Raw genomic sequence first — 17272 nt, forward strand, 5'->3', positions numbered from 1 at the left:
CGCAATACCCGCGCCTGTTATCTTACATTGTCCAACTGCTTTGGACACTCCGGCACGAGTTCAGACCGATCGATCTCCGCATCACGGTAGAACCGGATGTGCCCGTCGTCGGTCACGATCCACACTTCTTCGGCGCCGATGGAGCGGTACAGAGCGCGCTTATCGACGATTTCGTCGGGCGTGTTGCCGGGACTGAGCACTTCGACGCAGATCTCGGGGGCCAGCGTTGAGGGGTCGCCCGTGGCATCCATTTCGGCGAGTCGCTCCGGGCTCATCCAGACCACGTCGGGCACCTTGACGCCTTCAGGCGTGGCAAGGGCGAACTCGGAGTAGCTTCTTCCAGTAGCGGTGTGGCGTTCCAGCAGAGCCATGATAGCAGCCTGACGCACCGAGTGGCGATTTGAGCGAGGCCACAAAAGGAGCTGCCCGCGGGCGTTCGTCTCAACAATGTACGGCAGATCATTCAGGCTCTGGTCACTGGCTACATCGTGCCAGTAGGACTGCACGTCGGTAAGCGTTGTGGTCGCCATAGCTATGCCGCGGTTGAATGAGTAAACGCTTGGTGTTCATACGTCCTTTACCAGTCGAGGTTGGCGCTGCGGAGTGCGGACGTCAGATCGCCAGACTTCGCGACCGAACCCGTCTCCGGCTGTGGCGGTACGGATGAGCAGCCCTGATTGTACACGCTCCACGCTTTGTAATGCCTACACCCGCTCTCAACCCTCCTGTGCCGCCTGGCGACGTCGATGCACTCCGCCGCCATTTTCCGCACACGGAGGATCGCATCTACCTGAACCATGCCGCTACGAGTCCGCTGAGTCGGGCGGTCACTGAGGCCATACAGCACCACGTGCAGCAGCGGCAGGGTACCACACGCACCGCACAGATCGACGACTTTGAGTCGCTGCTTGCCGTGATTAAGGCTACACGCACCCAGGTCGCCGAGCTGCTTCAGGCGGATACGGAGCGCGTCGATTTTGCGCCGAACACCTCGGCGGCACTCAATCTGCTGGCCGACGGACTCGACTGGCAGCCGGGCGATCGCATTGCGGTGCCCGACTGCGAGTTTCCGACCAACGTGTTTCCGTTCAAGAAGCTGGAAGCCCAGGGCGTGACGCTCGACTTCATTCCCACCGAGCGCGGCACGTTTAGCGTAGACGACGTAGCCCGCACGCTCACGCCCGATACCCGCCTTGTGTCGGTGTCGTGGATTCAGTTCTTATCGGGATTCCGCGCAGACCTCGAAGCCATCGGGGCGCTCTGCCACGAGCGCGACGTTCTCTTCTGCGTGGATGCCATTCAGGGCCTGGGGGCATTCTCGCTGGATGTGGAGGCCGCGCACATCGATTTTCTGGCGGCGGGCACCCACAAGTGGCTCATGGGTATTCAGGGACTGGCCGTGTTCTACGTGCGCGAGGCGCTGCAAGAACAGCTCACGCCGCCCACCGGCTGGCTGCACGGTCCGGTGAATTGGACGGAGCTGGATGCGTACGAGCTCACCCTGCACGACGACGCCCGCCGCTTTCGCACCGGCACCATGAACGCGCTGGGCATTCTGGCGCTGCATGCGTCGCTGACGCTTCGTGATGCCTTTGGCGGTGCCCGCGTGGCGGAGCGCACCCGGCACCTGGCGCGTCGCCTGGCCGATGGCTGCCGCAATCTTGGTTTGGACGCCTACCTGCCGCATCCCCCCGAAAGCGGAATCGTGACGCTTGACGTGGACGATGCCGAATCCGTATACGAAGCGCTGGCCGATGAACGCATCATCGGGGCGTGCCGGAACGACAAGCTGCGCCTGAGTCCAGCGTACTACGTCACCGACACCGAAATCGACCGCACGCTCGCTGCCCTCGAACGCATCTGTGCCCCCACCCATGCCTGACGCCCCTACCATCGACTGGACCGCCCACACCAAAAGCGACGGCGACGTGGTTGAAATCCGCGTGCCCGATTCGTTTACCGCGATGCCCCGCATCGACAAGTTCCTGACCCCCTTCTTTCCAGATGCCTCGCGCACCAAAATCCAGCGCAGCATCAAAAAGGGGCATGCGAAGGTGAATGGCGCGGACGTCAAGAAGTCGTATCCGGTGGAGCCGGGCGACCGGATTGTGTGTCGCGTGATCGAGAAGCCGCCCATGGAGGCGGTGCCGCAGGATCTGCCGCTGGCAGTGGTCTACGAAGACGACGACCTGCTCGTGGTGAATAAGTCCGCCGGACGCGTGGTGCATCCGGCGCCCGGACACCGCGATGGGACGCTCGTGAATGCGCTCTTGCACCACGTACAGGGCGAGCGCATGAGCAAAGACACGCCCGAGATGTCGGATGACGATGTGGGGCTTTCGGTCGTGAACGCGCTGCCAAGCCGCCCCGACCACCCGGTGATTCGTCCGGGTATTGTGCACCGCCTGGATAAGGGCACAACGGGGCTGCTGGTGGTGGCGAAGCACGACGTGGCGCATCGGCATCTGGCGAAGCAGTTCAAGGCGCACACCATCGACCGGAAGTACGTGGCGCTGGTGTGGGGCACGCCCGATCCGCTCGAAGGCACGATTACCGGGGCCATTGGCCGCGATCCGCATCACCGTACGCGCATGGCGGTGGTGGATGCGGAGCAGGGCAAGCCGGCCACCACGCATTACGCAGTAGAAGAAGGGTTGGGCGATGTATCGCAGGTGTCGTTTACGCTGGAGACGGGGCGCACGCATCAGATTCGAGTGCATGCGGCAGAAGCCGGGCATCCGCTCCTGGCCGACGACACGTACGGCGGCACGCACATCCGCTACGGACGGCAAGGCGGCAAGCGGCAAACGTTCTTCGACCGCCTCTTCGACACGCTCGGGCGCCCAGCCCTGCACGCGGCGCACCTCGGCTTTACGCATCCGACGACAGAGGAGCGCCTTACCTTCAACGCGCCGCTGCCCGACGACATGCAGGCGGTGTGGGCACGGCTTCGTGACGTGGTGGTGTAGCACCTGCCTCATGTCTGCCGTTGCTCACGAGGCAATTTCGCCCTGCATATCATACTCTACATACCTCACCACCGGCTCACACCGAAGCCCGTCGAGAGCCTCCGCGGAGAAGTTTGCACTGAAGCCTGAAACCCTGGATGCCGTATAGATATGTTCTGGCATAAACTCATACTGTGTAGCCAGTTCATTTGTGGTAGATTCCACTTCTTCCTCGGTCCATGCTCTATCGTCTTGGTAGACTACAATGAACCCTTCAATCTCCTCACTCGGGCTGCCGTGCAGCGGTGCCGGATCTGAGCAGGGCAGGTCGTTCTCGACGTTTGTGGAGCAGCCTGCAAACGAAAGGAAGGAAAGGGTAGCAGCAATTGGAATTACGCAATATGGTAAGCGCATAGCTGGTTGTGTTTTTAGTTTAAGAGTGAGTTACAGAGCCAAACCTAAGCCTCCCTCCACATGGGGTATCCCGATCGCGGTACGGGAAGACTACTCCTCTTTTATATGTGGTGCTCAGGACAGGGCGATTGCATCTTAAAGTTCTTCGATCCGAGCCGGGGTGAGATATCTGCCCTCAAGTGTCATAAATCCGGTTCAGCAAGACAGCCATCCGGTTCCGCCACCGTGATTTGCTTAACATGCGATTGCCCTGTTGCCCATTAGAACGCCTCGACTTTTGCGTTGTACGACACATACTCGACTACCGACTCACATCGAAGCCCGTCGAGGGCCTCCGCAGACAACTGATTAACGCCGAATCCCTGGAGTACATAGCGATAGGTGCTTCGTACATCAAATCCGTACTTCGAAGCCAGTTCGCTGGTGGTTGTCTCTATTTCGTCTTCACTCCATTCTCTATCACCCTGGTAAATCACGAAAACGCCTTCAGCCTCCTCACTCGGGCTGCCCTCCAGCGGTGCAGGATCTGAGCAGGGCAGGTCATTTTCGACGCCGGTGGAGCAGCCTACAAACGAAAGGAAGAAAAGGGTAGCAGCAATTGGAATTACGCAGTACGGATCAGAAAGAGATTGGGAAATCATGACAAACAGGATGAAAGGAGAAGTTTAAAATAATGATTAATCGAAGAATACCCAGAGGATGGGAGCTTTAAAAGATTTGGTTTAGAACATTTTGTGAACTCAGGTGTCTTGATATACTTTTTTTGGTAGTGGGTAGACGTTAAATGATACGATGCATAACGGGATGGGCCCGTGTAGCCGCTATCGTCATGGGGAGCGCAGTGAAGCATCTCAGGTCACGCGGACGGAGCCCCTGCTTCGGGGACGCGCGATGCGGTGCTCCGGTGCAGGGCGCGATTTCAAGCGTGCGAGGTCAGCGTTGAGATCCTTCCCCCCGACCGTGGTCGGGCGTCAGGATGACCGGCGGATGAGGCTTTCAGTAATCACTAACCTTCTATCCACTACCCTTTTTTGAAGCGTGCAGAGTGCAGGAATAGTGGGAATGTGTTGCGTCTCCCGATGCCTGTACAGATCTGCGTGCGCTGTATCTTGCGAACAGATATCACGAACTCATGACCGAACCGCCGGGGGATCCTCGTCTACTTAGCGTGCTAAAGCTCGGTCTCAAACTGGTGGTAGACTACGTGCGCTGGCTGCACCTGGGACCAGTGGTCTTTGCCGTGGTCGTGGTCAGTTCGTTTTTTCTGCTGGCGCTGGGCGGTTTCGCGCTGGGTCCGCTCTTTGAAGTACCGGGCGCTCCGACCCTGCTGGAGCCGTATCTGGGCACGGGGATGCAGGTCGATGCAGAGGACATGACGCGGTTCTGGCACGGGGTCCTGCCCTATTTGTACACGGGAGCGGCGGTCGCTGCGATGCTTGACGAGGCCATGCGCATGCTCGTTGGTACATCTATACTGAGCGCACTAAGCTGCACGCTGGGACTGAATGGGCCGTGGACGCCCCTCCGAAAGTTTAGCTACGTTCTGGCGGCGGTCATGAGTCCAATTCTGATTCTTTTCCTTGTGCTGGGCGTCAACGCTGGTGATCTTCCGCAGATGATTGGTTTTATAACACTCGTAGCGGTGCTCCCCGTCGGATGGATTGTGCTTGTGGATCACGTGGCGGGTCGCCTGCATCGCACGATCGACCGCCTGGAGACAGACGATTTCGTCGAGCAATGGAAGGGAAACCCGCCATCCCGTTGACACTTCTTCAGTACTCAATACGATCCTCGTACTCAGTCCAGGTCTCGAAGGGGGCCCAGCTTTCGTCTTCGAGCACGCGCCGCATCGGAATGGAGCGTTCCTCGGGCGTACGGTCGATCTCTTCGTAGATGTGCGAGTCGTCGAATCCCACTTGAGCCGCTTCGGCATGGGTGGCGGCGTAGTACACGCGGTCGAGGCGCGCCCAGTAGACGGCGCCAAAGCACATCGGGCAGGGCTCGCAGGAAGTGTAGAGCGTGTAGCCCGACAGGTCGAACGTGCCCAGTTTATCGCAGGCCCGCCGGATGGCGGTAATCTCGGCGTGGGCAGTGGGGTCGCCCGCCGACGTGACGACATTGGTGCCCGCGGCAATGATTTCGTCGTCGCGGGTGATGAGCGCAGCAAAGGGGCCGCCGCGCTCGGACTTTACGTTTTGAACGGCCAGGGCAATAGCCCGGCGCATCAGATCGGGATTCATAGTGCAGTTGAATTGAGGTAAGAGGGATGCGAGGGCCTATCGCTCGTAGTCGGCGAGGGCCTGGATCACGTTGTCGTGGATGGCGCCGCTGGTGGCAACCACGCCCGTGTTTTCGGAGAGCAAAGGCGCGTGGGTAAAGTCGAGCGGCTCGCCGTGCATGTCGGAGACGCGTCCGCCTGCAGCTTCCACCACGAGGCGTCCGGCGGCATGATCCCAGATCTTCTCGGTGTAGTCGGATCCGGGGCGGGGTAGACGGAAGTAGATGTCGGCATCGCCACGGGCTACGATGGCGTACTTGGCCTGGCTGTCCATGCGGATAGGCGGCGCGCTGATGCCGAGCATATCGCCCACCTCCTTGGCTTTGTCGTGCGCGCTGTGGGCCGAGACAAACGAATCGCAGAAGCGGGCCTCCTCGGCCTGGGCGGTGTCGCGGGTGTGGATGGGCGTGCCGTCGGCATCTGGATCGGACAGCGGGAACTGCATGGCGCCCTCATCACGCACAGCGACAAACACCTGTCCGTGCGAGGTCGGATCGTCGAGGTTATCGGGCAGATTCGGGCAGCCGAGCGCCGCCACGGTGGGCACGCCGTCTTCAACGAGGGCAAGCGCAATCGCGTACTGGTCGCCGCGGACGAACCCTTTGGTGCCGTCGATGGGGTCGAGCGTCCAGAAGCGATCGTGGTAGCGATCGGCGTTGCCGTGGTCGATCCAGCGGCAGATGGATTCGGCAGTGGCGGCTGGTTCGTGGGCCTGTACGCGCGCTACGACCTGCTCCAGAATGTGGGCTTGCTCCTCGGTCTGCAGCATCGCGCTGTCTTCTTCGGCAATGACCGGCGTATCCGGAAATGCCTGCTGCAGCGCGCGGCAGATAAGCGCCTGGCTCCCAAAGTCGGCGACCGTCACGGGACTGCGATCATCTTTCGTGGCGACGGTGTCGTCAATATCCGCCTGTACCGTTTGGCATAGAGCAGCCGCAGCGCGAACAGCGCGCAGAGCAACGGAGCGAGTCTCGGCAGTGGCATCCGAAAACATAAGTGGGAAGCGGAGCGATTAGAGCAAACAAGCGAGTTACAAGAAGCCAATATACAAGTCAGCACCGGAAGTGTGTAGCTGTATGCTACGCCGCAGACGCCTTTGCGCACAATTCGTCGTATGCGGGCAGCTCGTCTAAGAAGGTGGTCTCGCCCGCCTCCAGGTCAACGCGGCAGACATAGTGCAGGTGGCCGTTCGAGGCGATCCAGAAGGGCGCCTGCAGCACCTGATTGTACCGGCTCGTTTGGTCGAACACATCTTGCGTGAGCGGCACCGACGGGGCTTTGCATTCCAGCAGCACCAGCGGGTTGCCACGACGCGTGTGCACCACGAGGTCGGCGCGATGGGTGCGCCCCTGCCACGTAAATCCCTGCTCCACCGCCATAAGTCCCATGGGCACGCTGCGGCTGGTATGCAGGAAGCGGACCCAGTGCTGACGCACCCACTCTTCAGGCGTGCAGCGGACGTATTTTGTACGCACGGGGTCGTGGATGTGCACCGCTCCGTCGCGCTCAGTCATCTGTGCGTTGATGGCGGGAAGGGTAAGGGCTTCCATGGCGAGAGATTTTTTGGCTTTTGGTGGGAAGCAATGGCTGGATACGGGTGCAATAACCGTTCGCAGCAACACAGGCTTCAACGGGGCGGAGCCCCTCAATGGGTGCGTCACGAGGCAGAGCCTCGCGACGAGAGATTCAGCAGAGGAGGGAATACGGGAATAAGAGAGCAAATGATGCCGGAGCCGCCGCGTCTGGGGACGCTCCCGGTTTCCGGCTACTGACGAACAGTGTGAAGCGCGCCTCCCTAAGTCGCTCCTCTGGAGAGGGGAGCTGTCGCGTGAGCGACTGAGGGGTGGATACGGAGCATCCTTGACGCTCGTGCCGAATGCGGTCGGCACCGTCGGCGCCAGACGTTCAAGGAGATCCTTCGGCGTTGCCCAGGATGACATCGCACGTGAGGTTTGGACTCAGACGTTCCAGGGCGAACGGTGGGAGGTAGTGGGTAGACGCTAAGTGATAAGGCTATCGTAGAATGTAGGTTTGTCTTGTTCGAACCCCCTCTCCCTTCGGGTTTCTCCCCCTTTTCCAAGGGGGAGATGTCGATAGACAGAGGGGGTTGTCTGGCTCCGATGATGTCGGCCATATGACAATCACTTACCATTGAACCGCTACCCGGTGGGAGGCACGCTACGACATCGGCCCTGGCACCGACGGTCCCCCGTCGGTGCGGTGGTAGAGGACGCTCCTGCGTCAGTCCAGCACCGAAGCCATGACTGGACAGGAGTGCGATAACCGCTCGCAGCAATACAGGCTTCAACGGGGCGGAGCCCCTGAACGGGCGCGTCACGAGGCAGAGCCCCGCGACGAGAGGTACAACTGCGATAAAACTACGACATCGGCCCAGCTGAAGCCCCGTCGGCGTAGCCGGTGAGTTCGACGTAGCCACGCCCCGAGAGGTCCGCCCCACCAGCGGTGCCGTCAATCTGCACCGCGCCCTCCCAATAGCGCACCGACACGTCCATCTCTTGCCCCGGAAAGTACGACGTGATGGTGAGGTCGAGATCGTATTCGGGGATGCGCATCTGCCAGGCCACCGGGTACGTGCTTTCGCCGTCGAGGTCGCTTGTCCACGTATCGGTGACCTCCAGCTCCACATCTTCGCGTTCGATCAGGGTCGAGGAGCCGTCTTCCTCCACCAGAAGCCCTTTGCTGAAGGGGCTTGGCATGCCGTTGTCGTTGCGGAGCTGGTAGTACATGAGCTCGCGTCCGTCGTCGAACTGGAGCGAGAACCAGTCCCACCCTTCCTGATCCTCAGCGAGGGCGCTGGTGCTCCACTCGCGGTCCATCCAGCTCTGGCCCGTGACGTTCACCGTATCGCCCTCGACCATGACCTGGCCTTCGGTGTCCAGCCGCGTGTACGAGTAGTAATACGACGCATTGCCCGAGCCGGGCCCCTTCTGACTGAGGCCACGGTCCCCCTGAAAAACGGGCGGTTTCTGCGGCGTGACGGTCAGGTCGAAGCCCATCTCGTCGTCGCTCATCTGCAGGCGGAGCGGAAAGGTCGCGTCGTTGGGCGTGGCGGCAGGCGTCTGCTCAACGGGCGCGGCGCTGCGCATTTCCCAGTCGTTGAGCCAGACGCGAAAGGGCTGGGCGCGGGCCCCGGCGAGTCCGGCTCCGCCCCGCGCAAAGCGTTCAGCGCTGCGGTGCCAGGCGCGATCCATGGCACTCACGCCTACGTGGCTCATGTAGAACTGATTGGTGCGCCAGTCGGATGCCGTGGCGGGATCGCTGGACACGGGCGTGACCGTCGCCGAATCGGGCGGCGAGAGCGCAGAGCGGAAGATGGTAAACTTGAATCCGTACGCGTTGCCGTCGGCACCATCGAGATTGCCGGTAAAGTACCACCACTCGGTCTGGAAGCCGGGGTGCGGACCGTGGTCCTCGGGAAACGCGAAGTCAATCACGCGGTCGGCGCGGTCGTAGCCGGTGGTGTCGCTGCTGCCCATGGCCTCGGCGACGGAGGTGGTGGTGCGGACGGAGCTGTCGTCAACGCCCGGCTCCGAGAGCCAGTACGCGCCCAGCCCCAGCAGCAGCGCGATGGCGATGAGAATGAGTAAGGGACGGTTCATGGGCAGGCATTATGTGATACATTGGCGGATTGCTCGTCTGCAACGTTGTACCCTGGGCGCACGTTGGGCTGCAACGTCGGGGTCCCATCGGTTATACACAAACTGTTGCAATTTCGGGGTATCCTGACCAGCTTATCCCTCAATCACAATCAGGCCGAGACAAACTGCTTCACACGGATATTTTCTTCCTTCTCTCGGGCCCGAGATAGATCGTAGGCCATCTGGAGTTTTAGCCATGTTTCGGGCGTACTGCCAAACGCACGGGCCAGTCGAACAGCCATGTCGGGCGATACGCCGGCATGGCCATTAAGAATCCGAGACAGGTTCTTGCGGTGAATTCCAAGTCCTTCAGCAGCTCCCGTGATGGTCAAATCCAATGGTTTGAGGCATTCCTCACGGATGATTTCTCCAGGATGCGGTGGATTGTGCATCGGCATAATCGTGGGCTTCGCTTTGTTCTGGTTCAGTGGTAGTCAACATAGTCAACGTCCGTTACATGACCCTCTACGAAGCGGAATATGACGCGCCAGTTTCCCGATACCTGTACGGCATAAAAGTCCTTGTACTCACCCTTCAAAGGATGAAGCCGGAATCCCGGAAGATCTACCTCAGCGGGATAGGATGCCTGATCCAACACTCCAAGGATCCGTCTTAGCTTATTGGCATGGTCAGGATTGATCTTTGCTGCACTGTCATCCTTGTAGAGCTTTTTTAGTCCCTTGTGGCGGATTTTCTGAATCACGGACTGCTGATTTATTTAATCCGCTGTTTCTCTTTTTGGGCTGCGTAACGTAACGCGTTACACTTGTGCTTTACCCTTGAGGTTTCAGAAAAAGAAGTCGGAGGTGGCTATGTCTCGTTCACCCCTTACTCCTCTTTCAGCGCCAGCGCCGGGTTCGCGTTCGCCATCTGCCAGGCCGGGTAGAGGCCCGCCAGGAGCGCCGCCGCCACCGCTAAACCTACGGCCTGCAGGAGGATGCCGAGATCAACGTCCATCTGGAGCGTCCATCCAAACGAGCGCAGGTTGATGACGTAGATCAACACGTACGCCAGCGCATAGCCCAGCGGAAGCGATAGCAGGCCCGCAAACAGCCCCACGAGCCCCGTCTGCATACTTACGAGGCCGCCCACCTGCCCCGGCGTCATGCCCGAGGCGCGCATCACCGCAAACTCGCGGTTGCGCTCCAGCTGCAGCGCCATCAGCGCCGTAAGCACGCCGATGAACGCCACCACAATGGCCAGCAGGCGCAGCACATTCGTGACCGCAAACGTGCGATCGAAGATGTCGAGGGAGGCCGAGCGCAGCGCTTCGTTCGATTGGATGATCACATTCTGGATGCCACTTGCCTGCGTGCGCAGCTCCGCAATCAGCGCGTCGGTGTCTACGCCCGCCGCCGTGGTGACCGCCACCCCCGACACGCGCTCGTCGTCGTAGAGGCGGTCGTACACCGGGCGACTCATCATCACGCTGCCGGTGTCCGAGGCGTAGTCGAAGTAGACCGCCTGCACGAATACCTCATGCGGACCCCGATCGGTTTGCAGGGTCAGCGTATCGCCCACACCCACGTCGTAGCGGTTGCTGTACGGCTCGGAGACCAGCACCACGTCGTCGGTGGCAAATGCCGTCCACACCGCGCCGGTCTGCGCTTTGAGCGTGTAGGTGTCCGGGGTTTGCGGACCCGGCGTGATGGCAATGAGATGCGTGGGGCCCACATCGGCGCTGATGTCCACGTGCCGCACGGTGTAGGCATTGCCCACGCCCTCGGCATTGCGAATGGCCTCTACCAGTGCGGGGTCGATGGTCGAGGTGGACTGCCGGAAGCTGGGACTGGGCGCCTGGATGTACACATCCGCCTGAAGCGACTGCTGCAGCCACGTCTCGACCGTCCCCCGAAAACTGTCGATCATAATGCCCACACCGATGGTCGAAGCCACCGCCACCGTGAGCGCGGCAATCGCCACGCCCGTGCGACTGAGCGTGCTCACCACGCCGCGTGCGGCCATGCGACCGAGCACTCCGGCTGCCGCATCCATAATCGGACGCGCCGCTTTGGCGAGTCCAAGCACGGCCAGTGGCGTCGCTGCCGTCACGCCCAGAATCAGGAAGAGCAAGCCCACGTAGCTCCACGCCAGACTGCCCTCGGCCAGTGCCAGGAGGGCTACGCCTGCGCCCACGAGTCCGGCACCGAAGAGTGCAAGCCACGGCGCCCGTCGTTGTATGTCGGATTCGGAGGTGGAGCGCTGCAGCACCATGCTTACCGGCGCATTGGCCGCCTCACGGGCCGGAAAGAGGGCCGCTACCAGCGTAAGTCCGAGCCCGAGTCCAGCGCCTTTCGCAAGCGTGAGGGGCGCAATTGAGAGCTGCTGCACGGTCACCACAAAGTAGAGGTCCGTGAGCGTGCGCGTGATGATCTGCACCAGGCCCTGCGCCAGGACAATGCCCGTCAGCACGCCGAGAATGGTGCCCGCCAGGCCGAGCAGCAGCGCCTCCGACAGCACCAGTTGGAAGATCTCGCGCCGTGTAACGCCCAGCGCCCGCAGGCGCCCGATGAGCGGACGCCGCTGCACGACCGAGAACAGCATCGTGTTGTAGATGAGAAACGCCCCCACCACCAGCGCGAGCAGACTCAGAGCTGTCAGGTTCAGGTCGAAGGCGCGGGTCATCTGCGCTACGGTGTCGGTGCGGGTGTCGGAGCGCTGGAGTTGCACCCCATCGGGCAGCGCCGCCCGTAACCGCTGTTCGGTGCCTTCGTCGTCGATGATCGCGTCGATGCGAGAGAGCTGGCCCTGCGCATCCAGCAGACGCTGAGCCGTAGCAATGTCGGTCACGATCAGGTTCTCGACAGCGCGGCGGCTGCGTTCGTCGTCGGGCTGCAGCACGCCCATGAGTTGCACGGTGCGGGTGCGGCCCTCTACCGAGAGGGCCAGCGAGTCGCCCGGTGCCACGCCGATCTGCTCGGCGGTCTGCGCGCCCAGCAGCACGGTGGAGCGATTCAACAGCGGCTCCAGCTCCAGATCGCTGTCGGGCCCGAAGCCCGCGTACGGACGAAACGGGCCCTCGGCGAACGGGTCCACGCCCAGCAGCTGAAACGTGCGCGACTCAGCGGTGCCCTCGACCGTGGCGTATCCTTCGACCACCGGTGCGATGGTGCGAAAGCCGTGCTCGGTGCGCAAGTCGCGATACACCGACTGGTCGAGTCCGGCCCCTGCGCCCACCACCTGATGCGTGGCCTCGCCGGTTACGGTGCTGGTGGAGAGGCGGAAGGCGTCCGAGGCGCTGGTGTTGGCCAGATCAATCGCCACAACGATCGCGACGCCCAGCGCAATGCCCAGCACCGAGAGTGCCATCAGCCATGGGCGGCTGCGTAGGTATTGCAGGCTGGAGCGCGAAAGTAGAGACGTCATGAGGGGTGGGCTACGCGGCGAGAATAGCGCTGAGGGGACCGTCGTGCAACAGGCCGTTATGCAGGGTGAGGGTGCGGTCGGCCTGCTGAGCCAGCTGCTGATCGTGCGTGGCAATGAGCAGCGTGGTGTCGTGCTCATCCACCAGGTCGGTAAGGAGGCGCAGCACCTGCGTGCCGGTTTCGTAGTCGAGGCTGCCGGTGGGCTCATCGGCCAGGATGAGCAGCGGATGATGCGCCAGAGCTCGTGCAATCGCCACGCGCTGCTGCTCGCCGCCCGAGAGCCGGTCCGGATAGCTGTCGCCGCGGTCGGGCAATCCCACGCGGTCGAGCAAGTGCGCCACGCGGTCGGTGGCGGTGTCAGACTGCCCGCTTAGCTCCAACGGCAGCGCAATGTTTTCGGCGACGGTGAGCGTGGGGATCAAATTGAGCGACTGAAAGACGAAGCCGATTTCGCTGCGCCGGAAGCGCGTGCGCTCCGTATCCGAGAGCGTGGTCAGGTCCGTGTCGTTATACTGGATGCGCCCGCTATCGGGCCGGTCGATGCCGCTAATCAGATTCAGCAGCGTACTCTTGCCCGCGCCGCTGCGTCCCATAAGCACCACGAAGGCGCCCGCGTCGATGGTGGCCGCTACCCCGTCGAGTACAGTCCGGCGCGTGGTGCCCTCGTCGAAGGATTTTCGGACATCGGAAAGCTGAAGCAGCACGGCCATAGGCAGATAGAAAAAGGCGGAGGCAATTGCAGTCGTATGTGACCTTACGGTGTGCCGGTAGGTTCAGGGGGAGGCGAAGGCGTGTGCGCTTCGTTACAGAGATTCGCGGCGCCTTGATCGATCCCAATGGCAAAACCCGGACAGGTAGTGGATAGACGTTAAGTGATCGCTCTCCCAATAATAATCTTTCCTGCGGCGAACGGTCCCCCGTTCGCTCCCGTCAGCCGCGCCGGAGACGTCCGCACCGGGGGGCTCCCAGCACCGATAGCGTTCGGTGCAAGTTCTCCGGCTACTGGTATATTTGGTCCATCACGTAGCGTTGAACCGCTACCCTCGGACACTGCGTTTCCTATGTATCCAGTGCAGATTGCCTGCAAATCCGTGAACTCAAATCTCAAGAGCACCTGCTCCAAATTTCGGTTCTGGCAACAGTTCGGGTCTATCGGCGACTCAAGGGGGCGTTCCAGCTGTTTTACGGCCTGGAAACGACCTGGACTCTTGCGAACTACTACCGCCAACTCTATAATCTCAGGACTCAATCAAACATACAGGCCCGTCGCGCTTTATCATCGCGTTTTGGAACGCACCGAAACCGGTGGAGGTTTGACACGCTTGTACCGGTTTTCTGCATTGCATTCTCCCTTCGCTATGGGTCTGTTTACCGCCGGGCGCGGTCCACGCAGCTATGAGTATGAACCGCGCCGCTACGACTCTTCCGATGATGACGACATCAAGCGCCGCATGCGCAGCGGACGTCGCGACCGCCGTCGCCGTCCTACCGATCTGCTTTATCTGGCCGGGCTGCTGGCGCTCTCGCTCTTTATCTACTTCTCGTTGTAGCGTCCCCGCATGGCTGATTCTTCTGCACCAGATGCCCGAGACGCTCCCCCCGACGCGGGCAACCGAGACACGAGCAACGACGGTCTCATTCGGCAGCTGCCCGACGTGCTCGCCAACAAAATTGCCGCGGGCGAGGTCGTGCAGCGCCCCGCCTCCGTCGTCAAAGAGCTAATCGAGAACGCGCTCGACGCCGGGGCCTCTCGCATCACCGTGCGCATCAAAGACGCCGGACGCACGCTCATCCAGGTCACCGACGACGGCTGCGGCATGAGCCGGGCCGATGCCAAGCGCTCTTTCCAGCGTCACGCCACCAGCAAGATTCGAGGCATCGACGACCTGGAGCGCATCCGTACGCTCGGGTTTCGCGGCGAGGCCCTCGCCTCCATCGGCGCCGTCGCGCAGGTCGAACTCAAAACGCGCCGTGTAGAGGACGACATCGGCACGCTCGTGCAGATGAACGGCGGTACGATGGAGACCCATCGCCCGTGCGCCACCCCGGCGGGCACCACCATCTCGGTGCGCAACCTCTTCTACAACGTGCCCGCGCGTCGCAACTTCCTAAAAACGCCGGCCACGGAGATGAAGCACATCTCCGACACCATCTACCAGCAGGCCCTCGCCCATCCCGGCGTGCACATCGAACTCGACCACGACGACCGCTCCATCGTGCAGTGCGAAGCCGCCACTGCGCAGGACGACCACGAGCGGCTCCGCTTTCGTATCCGCCAGCTCTGGACCGAAGACCGCGCCGCCACCCTCCTGCCCGTCTCCGATGCATCCAGCTACCTGCGCGTGTGGGGGCTTGTGGCGCACCCCGAGCGCGTCAAATCCACCCGCGAGGACCAGTTTCTTTTCGTGAACGACCGCGCCATCCAGGATCGCTACCTCAGCCATGCCGTGCGCAAAGCCTACGGCGACTGGCTCCCCGACAAGGCCTTCCCGTTCTTCACCCTGTTCCTGGAGCTCGACCCCGAACGCGTTGACGTCAACGTGCACCCCACCAAGGCCGAGGTCAAGTTTGAAGACGAAAGCGGCATCTACGGCCTCCTCCGCAGCAGCGTGCGCGAGGCCCTCAAAACACAGTTCACCACCCCGCAGTTCGACCCGTGCGAGGCCGACGCGTCCGCAACAAGCGGAGGAGCGTCCGGAGCCCCGTCGTCCTCACGCCCCACGCCCGTATCGTTTGGAGATGCAGAGCCGTCTGCCTCCCCCACCACCTCGTCACGGTCGTCTTCAGGATCGCGCTCCGCCCCATCATCGGGCAGCGCACCCACCGGTTCCCGCGCCAATGCAGGGGCCACAGCATCGCAAAGCGGCCCGCTCGGCCCCCTCACCGACCGTCTGTACCGCCCCGAAGACGAAGTGGATGCCGACGCATCTGATGAAGACACAAGCGCTCCCAAGTCCACGCCCGGACATGGACCCGTGTGGGTGCTGCACGGGCGCTACCTGCTCGTGCCCATCGACGAAGGGCTGATGGTGGTCGATCCACGGGCTGCGCACCGGCGTATTCTGTACGAGCGCTATCAGGCACGCCTGCAGCAAGAGAGCGGCGAGTCGCAGCAGCTGCTCTTTGCCGAAACCATCGACCTCTCCGTGCAAGAAGCCGAGCGCTTCGAGGGGCTGCAGGACGAACTGGCTCACGTTGGCTTCGATGCCGAATCCCTCAGCGGACGCACCGTGGCCCTCCGCGGCATCCCGCCCAAGCTCGACACCGAGCGCGCTGTCGACGCCTTCCGCGCGCTCCTTAGCGATGACGACAGCACTCCCGAATCCGCCACCGAAACGCGCCACAAAGCCTGGGCCCGCACCCTGGCCAGCCGCCAGGCCCTCGACCGGGTGGGCGACTGGGCGCTGGAAGAGCGGCGCGCGTTCATCCGCACGCTCTGGCAGTGCGAGGTCCCCTACGTTGACCCCAGCGGCACGCCTACACTCATCCGTCTCTCCCTCGACGAAGTCGGCGCGCTGCTGAACAAGGCGTAATCGGGCGCTGGATACGTTGGGTAGTGTGCTAACTTTTCGGCATACATTGCGCCTCCTCTCTGCAGTCTCATTCCGATCCCGACGGCAGTCGTGAGAGGAACCTCCTGCACCTTTGGAACGCTCCTTCGGGCGCTCGTCACGTAATCATGCCCTTTCCATTAATCAATATTCCGTCCCTCCTCCCCAATTGCGCTCAAATGCAAGCTCAGTCCGATCTGATTTTACACCGGGCACAATGGGGCCACGGGCATCCACAATGCGTAGAGCCTCGCGCGAATGCACCCAGTAGAGATCGCCACCTGCATTGCGCACCGAGTCTACCTGCACACTTGCGCTAATTGACGGATAATCGCTTCGCATGGGCCCTTCTTCGAGCACCACGCGCCAGGACTGCTCGAAGAGACGGTCGGCCTCAAATTCAGCCCGCGCCGAATCTGTGGAAAGAGACGTTTCCACGCATAGCGCCGGTTCGCTGCTCTGGAAGCATCCGGTGGAGTCTTGAACCGGGGCAATTGTGCGTAGCATGTAGGCTTGGCTAACCAGATTGACCCGCCCAACCCCCGACACAGTTGGATACGCGCGCACCGTCACGGTAAACGTATCCCGGTCGGCTACAAGGCCCGGCATATCAAGGGTTGCTTCGTCATCCTCGAACAGGGTTACAGGCGCGGCGCGATGGCAATCGTCGCATGCGCTGAACTCGCATCCAGTCAGCAGTGCAAGCGAAACGACCACGGCCCTCAACGCCCATGAAATGGACTGATGCATCGTATTTAACGGCATGTGCAGGTTTCCTTCCTCCTTTGTTGATCGCCGCCTTGTGGCAGAGTGCACGGTCCTGACATCCCCCATTCCCTCACGCTGTTCGGGCGTTTCCCCCTTCGCGAAGGGGGAAATGTCGCGCAGCGACAAAGGGGGATGCCCAACCGGGAAGGACCATCGAAAAACCCGCACACTGCGTTATTTAAGTTTGATGTGCTGAAAATGGCACCCGGTACCAACATATCAAATCCGCGGCAAATACGCTAACGCGCCGAAAAGTGTGCTCCCAGGTTCATGATCCAACAGGGATGGT

The 17272-nt window shown here is 61.6% G+C and carries 17 protein-coding genes; 5 read left to right on the forward strand and 12 right to left on the reverse strand.

The genetic code is table 11. The features are described from left to right. Positions 1 to 17 precede the first annotated feature (17 nt). Complete coding sequence (locus tag CRI93_RS12560; protein ID WP_098062987.1) at positions 18 to 530, reverse strand: Uma2 family endonuclease; 513 nt, start codon at positions 528 to 530, stop codon at positions 18 to 20. A 170-nt stretch (positions 531 to 700) separates the two neighbouring features. On the opposite strand from CRI93_RS12560, the gene CRI93_RS12565 reads away from it, so the two are divergent. Beyond that, positions 701 to 1882: an aminotransferase class V-fold PLP-dependent enzyme gene (locus CRI93_RS12565; RefSeq protein ID WP_098062988.1), complete on the forward strand. Its 1182-nt coding sequence runs from the start codon at positions 701 to 703 to the stop codon at positions 1880 to 1882. Beyond that, complete coding sequence (locus CRI93_RS12570) at positions 1875 to 2969, forward strand: RluA family pseudouridine synthase (RefSeq protein WP_176521863.1); 1095 nt, start codon at positions 1875 to 1877, stop codon at positions 2967 to 2969. Before CRI93_RS12565 ends, CRI93_RS12570 begins: the two co-directional genes overlap by 8 nt. 24 nt (positions 2970 to 2993) lie before the next feature. Here the strand turns inward: CRI93_RS12570 and CRI93_RS12575 are convergent, their stop codons facing one another. Further along, complete coding sequence (locus CRI93_RS12575; RefSeq protein WP_098062989.1) at positions 2994 to 3362, reverse strand: protease inhibitor I9 family protein; 369 nt, start codon at positions 3360 to 3362, stop codon at positions 2994 to 2996. Positions 3363 to 3622: 260 nt separating this feature from the next. Then, positions 3623 to 4003: a hypothetical protein gene (locus CRI93_RS12580; protein ID WP_098062990.1), complete on the reverse strand. Its 381-nt coding sequence runs from the start codon at positions 4001 to 4003 to the stop codon at positions 3623 to 3625. 491 nt (positions 4004 to 4494) lie between these two features. On the opposite strand from CRI93_RS12580, the gene CRI93_RS12585 reads away from it, so the two are divergent. After that, positions 4495 to 5127 (forward strand): hypothetical protein, encoded by a 633-nt coding sequence (locus tag CRI93_RS12585; protein ID WP_098062991.1) that lies wholly within the window; start codon positions 4495 to 4497, stop codon positions 5125 to 5127. A gap of 7 nt (positions 5128 to 5134) precedes the next feature. Here CRI93_RS12585 and CRI93_RS12590 read toward each other — a convergent pair whose 3' ends face one another. The 8 genes from CRI93_RS12590 to CRI93_RS12625 form a co-directional block, all read right to left on the reverse strand. After that, complete coding sequence (locus tag CRI93_RS12590; RefSeq protein WP_098063037.1) at positions 5135 to 5587, reverse strand: nucleoside deaminase; 453 nt, start codon at positions 5585 to 5587, stop codon at positions 5135 to 5137. Positions 5588 to 5638: 51 nt separating this feature from the next. Then, positions 5639 to 6634, reverse strand: a complete 996-nt coding sequence (locus CRI93_RS12595) for a 3'(2'),5'-bisphosphate nucleotidase (protein ID WP_098062992.1) — start codon at positions 6632 to 6634, stop codon at positions 5639 to 5641. An 85-nt stretch (positions 6635 to 6719) separates the two neighbouring features. Beyond that, a complete protein-coding gene (locus CRI93_RS15410) occupies positions 6720 to 7190 on the reverse strand; it encodes a type I restriction enzyme HsdR N-terminal domain-containing protein (protein ID WP_176521865.1) in 471 nt (156 codons plus the stop codon). An 828-nt stretch (positions 7191 to 8018) separates the two neighbouring features. Beyond that, complete coding sequence (locus CRI93_RS12605; protein ID WP_098062994.1) at positions 8019 to 9260, reverse strand: lipocalin-like domain-containing protein; 1242 nt, start codon at positions 9258 to 9260, stop codon at positions 8019 to 8021. 149 nt (positions 9261 to 9409) lie between these two features. Then, the gene (locus CRI93_RS12610) at positions 9410 to 9697 is read right to left on the reverse strand and encodes a HigA family addiction module antitoxin (RefSeq protein WP_098062995.1); all 288 of its coding nucleotides are present in this window, start codon (positions 9695 to 9697) and stop codon (positions 9410 to 9412) included. 26 nt (positions 9698 to 9723) lie between these two features. Continuing rightward, positions 9724 to 10002 carry a type II toxin-antitoxin system RelE/ParE family toxin gene (locus CRI93_RS15560; RefSeq protein ID WP_098062996.1) on the reverse strand — a complete coding sequence of 93 codons (279 nt, stop codon included), beginning with the start codon at positions 10000 to 10002 and terminating at the stop codon, positions 9724 to 9726. A 125-nt stretch (positions 10003 to 10127) separates the two neighbouring features. Next, the gene (locus tag CRI93_RS12620) at positions 10128 to 12665 is read right to left on the reverse strand and encodes an FtsX-like permease family protein (protein WP_098062997.1); all 2538 of its coding nucleotides are present in this window, start codon (positions 12663 to 12665) and stop codon (positions 10128 to 10130) included. A gap of 10 nt (positions 12666 to 12675) precedes the next feature. Then, positions 12676 to 13374, reverse strand: coding sequence for an ABC transporter ATP-binding protein (locus CRI93_RS12625; protein ID WP_098062998.1), 699 nt, complete (start codon positions 13372 to 13374; stop codon positions 12676 to 12678). Positions 13375 to 14022: 648 nt separating this feature from the next. On the opposite strand from CRI93_RS12625, the gene CRI93_RS12630 reads away from it, so the two are divergent. Continuing rightward, positions 14023 to 14214: a hypothetical protein gene (locus tag CRI93_RS12630; RefSeq protein ID WP_098062999.1), complete on the forward strand. Its 192-nt coding sequence runs from the start codon at positions 14023 to 14025 to the stop codon at positions 14212 to 14214. 9 nt (positions 14215 to 14223) lie between these two features. Then, positions 14224 to 16197 carry a DNA mismatch repair endonuclease MutL gene (gene mutL / locus CRI93_RS12635; RefSeq protein ID WP_098063000.1) on the forward strand — a complete coding sequence of 658 codons (1974 nt, stop codon included), beginning with the start codon at positions 14224 to 14226 and terminating at the stop codon, positions 16195 to 16197. A 162-nt stretch (positions 16198 to 16359) separates the two neighbouring features. Here mutL and CRI93_RS12640 read toward each other — a convergent pair whose 3' ends face one another. Beyond that, positions 16360 to 16980: a hypothetical protein gene (locus CRI93_RS12640; RefSeq protein WP_141491704.1), complete on the reverse strand. Its 621-nt coding sequence runs from the start codon at positions 16978 to 16980 to the stop codon at positions 16360 to 16362. Positions 16981 to 17272: the final 292 nt, after the last annotated feature.

It is taken from the genome of Longimonas halophila (assembly GCF_002554705.1).
Lineage (GTDB): Bacteria > Bacteroidota > Rhodothermia > Rhodothermales > Salinibacteraceae > Longimonas > Longimonas halophila.

Bases quoted from the DNA above. Each gene is read 5' to 3' on its own strand.
- CRI93_RS12560 (WP_098062987.1), bottom strand. From the start codon at position 530: ATGGCGACCACAACGCTTACCGACGTGCAGTCCTACTGGCACGATGTA.
- CRI93_RS12565 (WP_098062988.1), top strand. From the start codon at position 701: ATGCCTACACCCGCTCTCAACCCTCCTGTGCCGCCTGGCGACGTCGAT.
- CRI93_RS12570 (WP_176521863.1), top strand. From the start codon at position 1,875: ATGCCTGACGCCCCTACCATCGACTGGACCGCCCACACCAAAAGCGAC.
- CRI93_RS12575 (WP_098062989.1), bottom strand. From the start codon at position 3,362: ATGCGCTTACCATATTGCGTAATTCCAATTGCTGCTACCCTTTCCTTC.
- CRI93_RS12580 (WP_098062990.1), bottom strand. From the start codon at position 4,003: ATGATTTCCCAATCTCTTTCTGATCCGTACTGCGTAATTCCAATTGCT.
- CRI93_RS12585 (WP_098062991.1), top strand. From the start codon at position 4,495: ATGACCGAACCGCCGGGGGATCCTCGTCTACTTAGCGTGCTAAAGCTC.
- CRI93_RS12590 (WP_098063037.1), bottom strand. From the start codon at position 5,587: ATGCGCCGGGCTATTGCCCTGGCCGTTCAAAACGTAAAGTCCGAGCGC.
- CRI93_RS12595 (WP_098062992.1), bottom strand. From the start codon at position 6,634: ATGTTTTCGGATGCCACTGCCGAGACTCGCTCCGTTGCTCTGCGCGCT.
- CRI93_RS15410 (WP_176521865.1), bottom strand. From the start codon at position 7,190: ATGGAAGCCCTTACCCTTCCCGCCATCAACGCACAGATGACTGAGCGC.
- CRI93_RS12605 (WP_098062994.1), bottom strand. From the start codon at position 9,260: ATGAACCGTCCCTTACTCATTCTCATCGCCATCGCGCTGCTGCTGGGG.
- CRI93_RS12610 (WP_098062995.1), bottom strand. From the start codon at position 9,697: ATGCCGATGCACAATCCACCGCATCCTGGAGAAATCATCCGTGAGGAA.
- CRI93_RS12620 (WP_098062997.1), bottom strand. From the start codon at position 12,665: ATGACGTCTCTACTTTCGCGCTCCAGCCTGCAATACCTACGCAGCCGC.
- CRI93_RS12625 (WP_098062998.1), bottom strand. From the start codon at position 13,374: ATGGCCGTGCTGCTTCAGCTTTCCGATGTCCGAAAATCCTTCGACGAG.
- CRI93_RS12630 (WP_098062999.1), top strand. From the start codon at position 14,023: ATGGGTCTGTTTACCGCCGGGCGCGGTCCACGCAGCTATGAGTATGAA.
- mutL (WP_098063000.1), top strand. From the start codon at position 14,224: ATGGCTGATTCTTCTGCACCAGATGCCCGAGACGCTCCCCCCGACGCG.
- CRI93_RS12640 (WP_141491704.1), bottom strand. From the start codon at position 16,980: ATGCCGTTAAATACGATGCATCAGTCCATTTCATGGGCGTTGAGGGCC.